Genomic DNA, 12,239 nt, shown 5'->3' on the forward strand with positions numbered 1-12,239 from the left:
GCGATGTGGGCTTTTTCTATTATTTAGGTAGGGAATGACGGAAGTCAACCCGACTGGGGGTGATGTCCGCCTGGTCGGGGGAGGTGCGACTCGTCTCAGTGGTTTCTGCGCAGGACGTTGCCCGCGATCCTGGACTCGCAGAGCTCCTCGGCCCCCGGGGCGCCGGCCACGATGGTGAAGCCGGTCGGGGCCAGGCGCAGCTCCATCACCGCGGCCCGTTCGGCGGCGGGCAGACCGGCGTAGCGGGCCAGCAGTTCCTCGTCGTCGAACAGGTCGGCGTCCGACAGGAAGACCGGGGAGGCGGGGTGGCGGCGGCCCAGGTCCAGGATCTTGCCGCCGCCGTCCCAGTTGACGCCGTTCAGCGCGACCCAGCCGATCCCGTCCAGGCCCTCGAACAGGCGGGCCGCGTCGTCGAAGCGGTGGGTGCGCATCACCGGGTGCAGGTAGGCGTCGGCGTCCAGCACATCCTGGTCGCGCGGGTCGCCGGTCGCCGAGGAGTGCGTGCCGTAGCGGCCCGCCGAGCGGCCCAGGCCCAGCCGGTGCACCACCGACAGGCCCTCCTCGCCGGTGTCGCCGCCCGAGAGCAGCCGTACCAGCTCGCGGTCGATCAGCCGCTGGTGCTCGCCGAAGCTGTGGAAGAGCCACAGGTACATCAGGCCGCCGGGGGAGAGCCGTTCGGCCAGCCAGGCCAGGCCCGCGCGGGGGTCGTCGAGGCAGTGCAGCACCCCGGTCATCACGATCAGGTCGTAGGGACCCTCGAACCCGTCCCCGCCGATGGCGCCGCGCACCAGCTCCACGTTGGTCAGCCCGTTACGCTCGCGCAGTTCCTCGGCCACGTCGAGCGAGGACCGGGAAAGGTCCATCCCGGTGAAGCTCGCCTTCGGATACTGCGAGGCGAGCCCGAGCAGCTGGTGGCCGGTGCCGCACCCGGCGTCCAGCACCCGTTTGCCCGCCAGGGTCTTGTCCCTGACGACCATGCCGATACCGAGCGCCAGATCCAGGATCAGGTCGTCGCCGACGGTCAGGGAGGGGCAGGGGTACCGCTCGTACAGCTCCCTGACCTGTTCCACGGCGCTCACGGGGTGTCGATCTCGTCGTACGGGATCTCCTCGACCCGGCGGGCGAAGACCCAGTGGTGGCCTTCCAGATCCTCGGTGGTGTAGTTGCGGTCGCCGTAGAAGCGGGTGTCCGGCTCGTCGCGGATCACCGCTCCGGCCTTCCTGGCGCGCTCGTGGTGCTCGTCGACGTCATCGACGAACACATAAAGGCTCTGGCGCAGCTCGCCCTGGCCCTGCGGCTCGTGCCTGCGGCCGTCACCGGTCCCGGCGAGCTGCACGACGCCCTCGCCGAACGACAGCTCGGCGTGCACGATGGAGCCGTCGTCGTCCTTCAGTACCTTCCGCTTTTCGAATCCGAACGCCTCGATAAGCCATTCGATGGCTTTTTCGAGGTCGGCGTAGAAGATGACGGGGGTGATTCTCGGCATTCCGTCGGGCGGGGTGAGCATTTCTCCATCTCCCTCGATCGGTGACCATGGAAACGTACGGTGACGCTACCCCGCATCCCGCCGGCGAGACGTCCTGGCGTCCAGGATTTCGCCGCTTTCGCGAATGCCGGGGCCGGATCAGGACACGTCACGATTTCGGCAGGCGCAGGCCGCCGTCCAGGCGGACGACCGCCGCGTTGAGGTAGCCCAGCTCGCACACCGCCCGGACCGCGCGGGCGAACTCCGCCGGCGTTCCCAGCCGCGGCGGGAAGACGATCTGCCGTACCAGCGGGCGCCGGAACTCCGGCGGGATCGCCCCGAACAGCGGGGTGTCGAACAGGCCGGGGGAGAGCGCGCAGACCCGCACGCCGACCGAGGCCAGGTCGCGGGCGGCCGGCAGGGTCAGCGCGGCGACCGCGCCCTTGGAGGCGGCGTAGGCGGCCTGACCGGCCTGGCCGTCCTCGGCGGCGGCGGAGGAGGTGTTGACGACCACGCCCCGCTCGCCGTCCCGCAGCGGTTCCGTCGCGGCCATCGCGGCGGCGGCCAGGCGCATCACGTTGAAGGTGCCGACCAGGTTGACCGCCAGCGCCCGCTCGAAGATCTCCAGGTCGTGCGGGCGGCCGTCGAGGCCGAGCGTGCGGGCGGCGGGCGCGACACCCGCGCAGCTCACCGCCACCCGCAGCGGCCCGCCGAGTCCCGCGGCCACCTCCACGGCGTGCTCGACCGACTCGGCGCGGGTCACGTCGGTCTCCACGAACGTGCCGCCCACCTCGCCCGCCACCGCGGCCCCCGCACGGGTGTCGGTGTCGGCCACCACCACGTGCGCGCCCGCCCCGGCGAGCTCGCGCGCGGTGGCGGCGCCCAGCCCTCCACCGGCCCCCGACACCAGTGCCGTCACCCCTCTCAGCTCCATATCCGTTTGGCCGCCTTTCCGCAATGCTGGGCGAATGTGCTTACTTATCAAGACATATCCTGACGCGAAATTCCGCATTCACGCTGCACCCCACAGACGTGAGGTAACCAATGACGATTTCCAACGGCGCTGACAATGTGCACGACCTGATCGCCCGCCGGCGGCGCGAGCGAGATCGCATCCCGCGACGCGCGATACCCGACGAGGGGGTGCCGGTCTCCTCCACCCAGGAGCGCATCTGGTTCGGCGAGAAGTTCAATCCGGGATTCGGGTTCTACCACGTGCCCGCCACCCTGCGACTGCGCGGCCCCCTCGACCCCGGAGCCCTCGACCGGGCGCTCTGCGAGGTGATCAGGCGGCACGAGATCCTGCGCTCCACCGTCGAGGAGATCGACGGCATGCCCGTCCAGCGCGTCGGTGACGCGCCCACCGGGGTGCTGCGCTCCGTCGACCTGGCCGGCGAGCCCGATCCCGAGGACGAGGCGGCGCGGATGGCCGCCGACGACATCCTGGCACCGTTCGACCTGCGGCACGGGCCGCTCTGGCGGGCCCTGCTGCTCAGGCTGGGGCCCGACGACCACGTGCTCGTGCTGACCTTCCACCACATCGTCTTCGACGACCCGTCCTTCGGCATCGTCGGGCGCGAGATCGAGGCCCTCTACACCTCCTCGGCCCCCCTGCCCGAACTGGAGCTGCAGTACACCGACTTCTCGGTCTGGCAGCGCGAGCGGCTGCGCACCGAGGAGGTGCGCTCGCGCCTGGTCGACTACTGGCGGCGGGCCCTGGAGGGCGTGCCCCGGCTGCTCGACCTGCCCTCGGACCGGCCCCGCCCGCCGCACCGGAGCCGCGCCGGCCGCTTCCACCGCTCCCGGCTACCCGCGGACGTCGTCGGCTCGGTGCGCGCGATGGCGCGCGAGGAGGGCACCACCCCGTTCACCGTCCTGCTGGCCGCCTACGGCGTGCTGCTGTCGCGCTACGCCGACCAGGCCGACATCGTGACCGCCGTACCCGCCGCCGGGCGCATCCGGCCCGAGCTCGAAGAGCTCGTCGGCTGCTTCATCAACATCATCTGTCTCCGCCTCGACCTGCGCGGCGAGCCCACCTTCCGCGAGCTGCTGCGCCGGGTGCGCCACGCCTCCGTCGAGGGCCACGACCACGAGGAGATGCCCTTCGAGGAGCTGGTCCGCGAGCTGCACCCGCAGCGGCCGCGGAGCCACACGCCGCTGTTCCAGGCGGGGCTCGGGGTACGCGACAACGACGGCGTCTTCCTGAACCTGCCGGGCGTGCGGGCCTCGGAGTTCGTGCCCGACGTCGAGGTGTCGCACTTCGACCTGATGGTGGACTTCAGCGTCGACGGCGACGGCATGGCGGGCCTGTGGGGTTACAACGACGACCTGTTCGACCCCGCGACCGTCGAGGTCCTCGCCGAGCAGTTCACGCTGTTGCTCACCGAGGCGTGCGCCCGGCCCGACCGCCAGGTCGGCGACCTGGCGCTGCCCGCCTCCCCGAGACCGCCCCGGCCCCAGCCCGAGACCGGCGGGGCCGAGGAACCGGCCGCCGTCCTGGCCGAGCGGGCGCGGCGCGCACCGGACTCGCCCGCCATCACCTCCGTCGACGGCACGCTGACCTACGCCCAGCTCGACGCGCGCGCCGAGGCCCTGGCACCCGCCGTGCGCAAGGGGGCCGAACCGCCGGCCGCCGACACCCCCGAGCTCGCCGTGTGGTGGTACGCCCGGCTCAAGGCCGAAGGCGGTCAGCCGGAAGCGGGTCTGGCGCGGGTCGCCGACCTGGCCTCGCGGATCGGCCTGGACGCCACCGGCACCGTGCTCACCTTCGCCCCGCCCGCCTCCGGCGCGCTCGCCGACGCCATGCTGCTGGCCCTCTCGTCCGGCGCGCACCTGGTGATCGCGCCCCCCGAGGCCGTCGGTGACGCCGAGGAGCTGAGGGGCCTGGTCGCCGACGCCACCGTCGTCCACGCCCCATCGGCCGCGTGGCGGCGGCTGCTGATCGAGGGCGCGCTGCCGGAGGACCACCCGCTCACCGCGCTCTGCGACGCGGCCACCGTCCCGGCCGCCCTCGCGCGGGAACTGGCCGCGAAGGTCCCCACCTGGACCCTGTACGGAGAGCGCTGGGCCGCGGCCCACCGGATCGACCCGCTCGCCGAACCCCGCAGGGGCGTCCCGCTCGGCGTCCCGCTGGCCGGCACCCCGATCGAGGTCACCGGCCGGGCCGGGGGCCCCGGCGCCACCGGGGTACCCGGCGAGATCCACGTCGGCGCCGCCGCCACCGGGGACCGGGGCCGGATCCTGCCCGACGGCTCGCTGGAACTGCTCGGCCGCTTCGACCGGATGTTCACCGTCGGCGGGTTCCGGGTGGACACCGACGAGGTGGCCCGCTCCCTGGCCGGCCGCCCCGGCGTGGTCGAGGCGATCGTGGACGTGCGCCACGACCGGCTCGTCGCGTACCTGGCCGGCGACGGGATCGATCCGCGGAAGGTCACCGCCCACCTGCCCGAATACCAGGTGCCCGGCTCGGTCGTCGTCCTCGACGAGCTGCCCAGGACCGCGCGGGGCGACATCGCCCACGGGGAGTTGCCCAGCCCCGAGACCCCGGGCGACGAGAGCGGCCAGGTGCCGATCAGGGGCGGCACCGAGGAGGCGGTCGCCGGCATCTGGCGCGAACTGCTCGGCGTGCGGGAGATCGGCGCCGCCGACGGCTTCCTCGACCTCGGCGGCCACTCGCTCACCCTGGCCCGCCTCAGCCTGCGCTACGAGGTGGCGTTCGGCGTCGAGGTGGAACTGCCCGACCTGCTGCGCCACGCGACGGTCCGCGAGCAGGCGGCACTCATCGACGAGCGCCGCGCGCAGGCCGGCCTCACCGCAGAGGAGACATCATGACCTCGGTATCCGCCAGGCCGTCGCAGGCCACCGGTGAGGGACGACCGAGGACGCGGCTGGAGTCGCTGACCGGGCTGCGGTGGTTCGCCGCGTTCGGCGTGTTCTTCAGCCACGTCGCGATCCTGTTGCCGCTGCCCTACCTCAACGAGCTGTTCATCCTCGGCACCGCCGGGGTCACCTTCTTCTTTGTCCTGTCCGGATATGTTCTGACCTGGACGTTCTTCGACAATGACACCGCGCCGAGGTTCTACTGGCGCCGCTTCGCCAGGATCTGGCCGTCGCTGCTCATCACCACCGTCGCGGCGGTCGCGCTGCTCGTCGGCGGCCAGCTCTGGCCCACCGAGGGCGGCACCTCGCTGGTCTGGTGGACGGTCGCGACGCTGCTCCTGGTGCAGGCGTGGATCCCGGCGTCGTTCCAGAGCGACACCGTGCCGCACACCGTCTCCTGGTCGCTGTCGTGCGAGGCTTTCTTCTACGCGGTCTTCCCGTTCGTGGTCCGCCCGATCGTGCGGCGCACGCTGCGCCAGATGGTGGTCATCGCCGCCGTGCTCATCGCGATCAGCATCGGCACCCGGGTCTGGCTCTGGCTGGCCAACCCGCAGATCACCCCGGAGAACTGGTTCACCTCCGACCTGTACTACTTCGCCACCCACTCGCCGATCGCCCGGGTCAGCGAGTTCGTGCTGGGCATCGTGATCGCCGCCGCCGTACACCGCGGCTGGCGCAGCCCGCTCGGCCTGCGCGCGGCGACCGCGATCACGGTCGGCTACTTCGCGCTGCTGTGGGCGTGGTCCGTCTCGGGCCTGTGGCCGACCGCGCTGGCCGAGGCCGCCAACCGGGGCAGCATCGTGGTGTTCGCACTGCTCATCGCGGCGGCGGCCACCAACGACCTGGACGGTCGGCGCAGCCTGCTCGGCTCCCGCCCGCTGGTGGCGCTCGGCCAGTGGTCCTACGCCTTCTACCTGGTGCACTTCCTGGTGCTCTTCCCGATCGCCAAGCACGCGTTCGGCCGGCAGTCGCTCTACGACTTCCCGCCGCCCAGCTGGGCGCACCTGCCGTACGCGGTGGCCGGCCTGGTGGTCAGCGTGCTGCTGTCATGGGGGCTGTACCGGCTGTACGAGTACCCGATCGAGAAGCGACTGCGGGCCATGCTGCGCCGCGAGCCGAGGACCACACCCCCGGCCCCGGGCGCGGAGCCCTCGATGTGAGGCCTGGTGCGTTGGCGTGAGCAGGCCGTCCAGGTGAATCCGGAGCGGGCCGGTCAGCGGGCCAGGTATGTGATCATCGCCGGATGGTCGACCTGGACGGCGCCGTTGTAGCAGGTGACGTACCGGATGCTCACGTACGTCGAGTACGACTCCCAGGGGGCGAACAGGTTGCAGAACTCCGGGCCGTAGCCGAACGCGGTGACCTGGACGTTGTCCCGGTATCCGTTGAGGCCGCCGAAGATCACCTGCTTCCTGGCGACCGCGGACCTGCTGAGCTGCACGCCCCCGGACTGCGAGTTGTGGCTGACCGGGTACGGCGTCGGCAGGTAGACGCCCGGGGTGTCGGGGGCGTTGTCGAAGGTGTAGGCGAAGCGGTACGGCTGGGGTGTCCAGGTGATGGCCCGCTCGCGGTGGTAGGTCAGGCTCCATCCGGTGTTCAGCGGCGTGCCGGTGGCGTCGTAGCAGCGCACGATGATGTTCTGCGCGGCCGTCGTCGCGGTCCATCCCCCAAGCTTGCAGCGCGCCGGTACGGCCGGGTCGACCGCGGTGACCTGGATGTTCCCGGCGTGGCCCGCCGAGCCGAGCCCCGGCAGGGTGACCCGCCACAGTCCCGGGTTCGTCAACGGCGCGACGGTGTTCACCGCGGCCGGCGCCGAGGAGTTGAACTGCGCGGCCACGGCGGAGCCGTTCCAGCGCACGTACCCGAACGCCTGGGGCGAGGGCAGGTACTGGGCGCTGTACCCGAAGGTGACGGAGAACCACGAGGCGATCGGGCCCACACCGAACCGGTGGCACTGCACCGCCACGACCTCGTCGGCGCCCGACTGCCACCAGTCCTGGACCTGGCACCAGTCGGCGGACTGGGAGATCGCCGTGACGTGGGCGACTCCTCCGGTGGCCATGCCGATCTGCGGGAACCTCACGAGCACCTGGCCGGGGCCGCCCGCGACGGCCTCGACCTTGAGCCCGTCCGGCCATGAGCCCGCCTGGCGCAGGGAATCCACGACGGCGCCGCTCCTGACGACGGCGAATCCCCAGCGAGGGGGGTCGGCCGCGGTGGCCGCGGTGGCCGCCGTGGTGAGCCCGGTCGCGGCCAGGGCCGCGATGCAGAGCGTTCGTACGATCACTGCCCATAGCCGGCGCATGTCGTCCTTCATCACATCGGGGTGGTGGTCGTGAGCGGGAACGGTGTGTGCGTGTGCTCTCCGGCTCTTGATAACCCGCCGGCCGGGCCGCTGAGAAGGCCCAACTCGACTTCTGATCGAAACACGACCTCTCGGTGAACCGACATCGGTTCACCGAGAGGGGGCGCCGTGCTCAGGCGAAGTCGCCCGTGTCCATCGGCACGCTCCGCCGTGACCCCTTCCGTGAAAATTTCCGCGCCGACGCCGTCGTTCGGGCCATGGCGCCGCGCGGGCATTGACCGGTCCCGTTCGACCGCCTACCGTGACGCAGGCCCGGTGCTTGAGATCACCGATTGTTAACGCTAACAAATGTTAACGCTAACAATCGATTCGCCAATGTCCAGGAGGCCAGGTGTCACCCTCATCGCTCAGCCGCCGTCAACTGCTCCAGGCCGCCGGCGTCGCCGTCGTCGCCTCCACCGCGGGCCAGGTCGCCGGTGCCCCTGCGGCCGAGGCCGCGGTCGCCCCGGCCCGAGCCGACATCGGTGTGTCGGCGTACCCGTTCGAACTCGGACAGGTGCGGCTGACGACCGGTCGCTGGCTGGACAACCAGAACCGCACACTGTCCTACCTGCGGTTCGTCGACGTGGACCGGCTGCTGTACAACTTCCGCTCCAACCACCGCCTGTCCACTCAGGGGGCGGCGGCGTGCGGCGGCTGGGAGTCGCCGACGTGGGAGTTCCGCAGCCACAGCCAGGGCCACTTCCTCAGCGCCTGGGCCCAGGCGTACGCGGTGCTCGGCGACACCGTCTGCCGGGACAAGGCCGCCTACATGGTGGCCGAGCTCGCCAAATGCCAGGCGAACAACGCCGCGGCCGGTTTCAACGCCGGATACCTGTCCGGTTTCCCGGAGTCCGACCTCGACACCGTGGAGACCGGCGTCCGCAAGGGGGTGCCGTACTACTGCCTCCACAAGACGCTGGCCGGGCTGCTCGACGTGTGGCGGTACACGGACAACACGCAGGCGCGCGACGTGCTCCTGCGGTTCGCCGGATGGGTCGACTGGCGCACCGGCCGGTTGAGCCAGGCCCAGATGCAGACCACGATGACCATCGAGTTCGGCGGCATGAACGCCGTGCTGGCGGACTTCTACCAGCAGACCGGCGACGCGCGGTGGATGACCGTCGCGCAGCGGTTCGACCACGCCGCCGTCTTCGACCCGCTGGCCGCCGGCCAGGACCGGCTCAACGGTCTGCACGCCAACACCCAGATCCCCAAGTGGGTCGGCGCCGCCCGCGAGTACAAGGCGACGGGCACCACCCGCTACCGCGACATCGCGGTGAACGCCTGGAACATGTGCGTCGCCGCCCACACCTACGCGATCGGCGGCAACAGCCAGGGGGAGCACTTCCGGGCGCCCAACGCCATCGCCGCGTACCTGACCGACGACACCTGCGAGAGCTGCAACACCTACAACATGCTCAAGCTCACCCGGGAGCTGTTCCTGCTGTACCCGGACCGGGCCGCGCTGTTCGACTACTACGAGCAGGCACTGCTGAACCAGTTGGTCGGCCAGCAGAACCCGTCCGACGCCCACGGTCACGTCTGCTACTTCACGCCGCTGAGGCCCGGCGGGCGGCGCAGCTACAGCAACGACTACAACGCCTTCACCTGCTGCCAGGGCACGGGGCTGGAGACGCAGACCAAGCTGATGGACTCGATCTACTTCCACAACGGCACCACGCTGACCGTGAACCTGTTCGCGCCGTCGGTGCTGAACTGGACCCAGCGCGGCATCACGGTCACCCAGACGACGTCCTATCCGGCGAGCGACACCACCACCCTGCGGGTCACCGGCGGCGCCGGCGGCTCATGGCCGATGCGGATCCGCATACCGGGCTGGACCGCCGGTGCCACGATCAGCGTCAACGGCGTCCAGCAGAACCTGGACACCACCCCCGGCACGTACGCCGTCCTCACCCGCTCCTGGACCTCCGGCGACACCGTCACGGTACGCCTGCCCATGCGAGTGATCATGAAGGCCGCCAACGACAACCCGAACGTCTCGGCGATCACGTACGGGCCGGTCGTGCTGTCCGGGAACTACGGCGGCACCTCGCTGTCCGCGCTCCCGGCCCTGAACACCACATCGATCACCCGGACCAGCGGCAGCGCGCTCGCCTTCACCGCCACCGCCAATTCGGCGACGGTCAACCTGATCCCGTTCTACGACGCGCACGGGCACAACTACACCGTCTACTGGAACGCGGGCGGCCAGGGCGGCGGGACCACCGGTCATCGGCTGGTCAACGCGGCCTCCGGCCTGGTGCTGGGCATCCAGGACATGTCCACCGCCGACGGCGGCCTGGCGCTTCAGTGGGGCGACACCGGAACGGCGGACCACGACTGGGAGCTGATCGTCGACGGTGCCGCCGTACGGTTCCGCAACGTCAACAGCGGAAAGGTGCTGGGCGTGGAGAACATGTCCGTCGCCGACAACGCCCGCGTCCTGCAGTGGGCCGACAACGGCACCGCCGACCACCGCTGGACGATCGCCGACGTCGGCGACGGATCCCACAAGATTCGCAATGTCAACAGCGGCAAGCTGCTCGCCATCCTCAACGCCTCCACCGCCGCCGGGGCCCAGGCCGTCCAGGACCCGGACAACGGAACCGCGGACAACCAGTGGCGGTTCGTGCCGGGCGGCGCCCGGCGGATCCAGAACCTGGCCAGCGGGTTGGTGCTGGGCGTGCAGAACATGTCCACCGCCGACGGCGGCCTGGTGATCCAGTGGGGCGACAACGGCACCGCCGACCACCTCTGGACCGCCGTGGTCGACTCCGGCGGCTACCTGCGCCTGCGCAACTCCAACAGCGGCAAGGTACTCGGCGTCGAGAACGCCGGCACCGCCGCCGGCGCCCGGGTGCTCCAGTGGGCCGACAACGGCACCGCCGACCACCGGTGGCGACTGCGGTACGGCGCCGCCGGGCACTTCCGCATCCAGTGCGCCAACGGCGGCCGGGTCCTCGGCCTCAGCGGCGGGTCCACCGCCCAGGGCGCCCAGATCGTGCTCGCGGACGACACCGGAGCCGACGACCGCCTGTGGCGGTTCGTGTAGCCCACCTGCTCTCGGCCCCCGGCGGTAGCGGCCGCCGGGGGCCGAGGGCTTCCCGGAGGCTCCGCGGCCGCCCCCGCCGAACAGGTGAACCGGCCCGCCGAGTCCACTCTCGTCGGACGGACGATCGTGGCCCGGCTTCGCGCTCGTCGGCGCCTACGAGCGCCGGCGGAGTGGATGAACTTTTCATCCGGTTTTGCGGTGTATGGCCAGCTCCTGGCCCGTCGCCCGCCAAGGGCCGTAGATCACTGTTGCCGCCGACAGGGGACTGGGTGACGGTGGGGACACCTCTGGCGTGAGGACTCGGCCCTCACTCGGCGCGCCAGGACTCGTCACCCCCGGCATTCGAAAGGAAGACTGTGCAGATGAGGTCACGCGTGCTCCGACTCTTACGCGACCAGACCTACGTATCCGACGACGCGCCCCTCCGCCGGACCAGGTTCCGGCAGGTGTTCGTCGCGGTCGCGGCCGCACTCATGCTCACCACCGTGATGGTCGTCCCCGCCTCGGCGCACGGCTCGATCAGCGACCCGCCCTCGCGCAACTACGGCTGCTGGCTGCGCTGGGGGAGCGACTTCCAGAACCCGGCCATGGCCCAGCAGGACCCCATGTGCTGGCAGGCCTGGCAGAACAACACCAACGCGATGTGGAACTGGAACGGGCTGTACCGCGAGGGCGTCGCCGGTAACCACCAGGCCGCGATCCCCGACGGGCAGCTGTGCAGCGGCGGCCTGACCGAAAGCGGCCGCTACGCCTCCATGGACGTGCCGGGCGCGTGGAAGACCGTGGACCGCCCCGCCAGGTTCACCATGAACCTGATGGACCAGGCCTCGCACGGTGCGGACTACATCCGCGTCTACGTCACCAGGCAGGGTTACGATCCCAAGACCCAGCGGCTGAGGTGGAGCGACCTGGAACTGGTCAACCAGGTGGGTAAGCAGCCCACCGGCCTCACCACGCCCATCGACGTGTACGCACCCGGCCGTACCGGCCACCACGTCGTCTACACCATCTGGCAGGCCAGCCACTCCGACCAGTCCTACTACTTCTGCAGCGACGTCAACTTCACCGGCGGCACGAACCCCACCCCCACGCCGACTCCCACGCCGACTCCGACTCCCACACCGACCCCGACCCCAACGCCCACGCCGACTCCCACCTCGCCCCCGGCCGGCGGCTGCTCGGCCACCTACCACACCGTCTCCCAGTGGTCCGGCGGCTTCCAGGCCGAGGTACGCGTGACCGCCGGCTCCAGCGCGATCACCGGCTGGACGGTGAACTGGACCTTCACCGGCGGTGCGCAGGTCAGCTCGGCGTGGAGCGCGACCGTGACCGCCAACGGGTCCGCGGTCAGCGCCCGCAACGCCGCCTACAACGGCTCACTGGGCGCCGGCGCCGCCACCACCTTCGGGTTCATCGGCTCCGGCACTAGCGGAACACCCACCCTCACCTGCACCGCGACCTGATCCCCGGCCGCTGAGCACACGCGCGTCGGC

Annotated in this window: 8 protein-coding genes; 4 read left to right on the plus strand and 4 right to left on the minus strand. The window is 71.0% G+C overall.

The window, feature by feature from the left end:
• Positions 1 to 95 precede the first annotated feature (95 nt).
• From AB0K21_RS24975 to AB0K21_RS24985, 3 genes are all read right to left on the minus strand, one after another.
• On the minus strand, positions 96 to 1,079 hold the full coding sequence (locus AB0K21_RS24975; RefSeq protein WP_364153583.1) for a class I SAM-dependent methyltransferase: 984 nt from the start codon (positions 1,077 to 1,079) through the stop codon (positions 96 to 98).
• The gene (locus AB0K21_RS24980; RefSeq protein ID WP_343969207.1) at positions 1,076 to 1,507 is read right to left on the minus strand and encodes a VOC family protein; all 432 of its coding nucleotides are present in this window, start codon (positions 1,505 to 1,507) and stop codon (positions 1,076 to 1,078) included. Before AB0K21_RS24980 ends, AB0K21_RS24975 begins: the two co-directional genes overlap by 4 nt.
• A gap of 127 nt (positions 1,508 to 1,634) precedes the next feature.
• The gene (locus AB0K21_RS24985) at positions 1,635 to 2,399 is read right to left on the minus strand and encodes an SDR family NAD(P)-dependent oxidoreductase (protein ID WP_364153587.1); all 765 of its coding nucleotides are present in this window, start codon (positions 2,397 to 2,399) and stop codon (positions 1,635 to 1,637) included.
• Between the two features lie 110 nt (positions 2,400 to 2,509).
• Between AB0K21_RS24985 and AB0K21_RS24990 the strand changes: the two genes are divergently transcribed.
• On the plus strand, positions 2,510 to 5,296 hold the full coding sequence (locus AB0K21_RS24990) for a condensation domain-containing protein (protein ID WP_364153590.1): 2,787 nt from the start codon (positions 2,510 to 2,512) through the stop codon (positions 5,294 to 5,296).
• Complete coding sequence (locus AB0K21_RS24995; RefSeq protein WP_364153593.1) at positions 5,293 to 6,504, plus strand: acyltransferase; 1,212 nt, start codon at positions 5,293 to 5,295, stop codon at positions 6,502 to 6,504. The genes AB0K21_RS24990 and AB0K21_RS24995 overlap by 4 nt, the downstream gene beginning before the upstream one ends.
• 53 nt (positions 6,505 to 6,557) lie before the next feature.
• On the opposite strand, the gene AB0K21_RS25000 is transcribed toward AB0K21_RS24995, so the two are convergent.
• On the minus strand, positions 6,558 to 7,631 hold the full coding sequence (locus AB0K21_RS25000; RefSeq protein WP_364153596.1) for a hypothetical protein: 1,074 nt from the start codon (positions 7,629 to 7,631) through the stop codon (positions 6,558 to 6,560).
• Between the two features lie 409 nt (positions 7,632 to 8,040).
• Here AB0K21_RS25000 and AB0K21_RS25005 point away from each other — a divergent pair, with 409 nt between their 5' ends.
• The gene (locus AB0K21_RS25005; RefSeq protein WP_364153599.1) at positions 8,041 to 10,746 is read left to right on the plus strand and encodes a beta-L-arabinofuranosidase domain-containing protein; all 2,706 of its coding nucleotides are present in this window, start codon (positions 8,041 to 8,043) and stop codon (positions 10,744 to 10,746) included.
• 374 nt (positions 10,747 to 11,120) lie between these two features.
• The gene (locus AB0K21_RS25010; protein WP_364153602.1) at positions 11,121 to 12,209 is read left to right on the plus strand and encodes a lytic polysaccharide monooxygenase; all 1,089 of its coding nucleotides are present in this window, start codon (positions 11,121 to 11,123) and stop codon (positions 12,207 to 12,209) included.
• Positions 12,210 to 12,239: the final 30 nt, after the last annotated feature.

The sequence above is a fragment of the Streptosporangium sp. NPDC049248 genome (assembly GCF_040678965.1).
Lineage (GTDB): Bacteria > Actinomycetota > Actinomycetes > Streptosporangiales > Streptosporangiaceae > Streptosporangium > Streptosporangium fukuiense.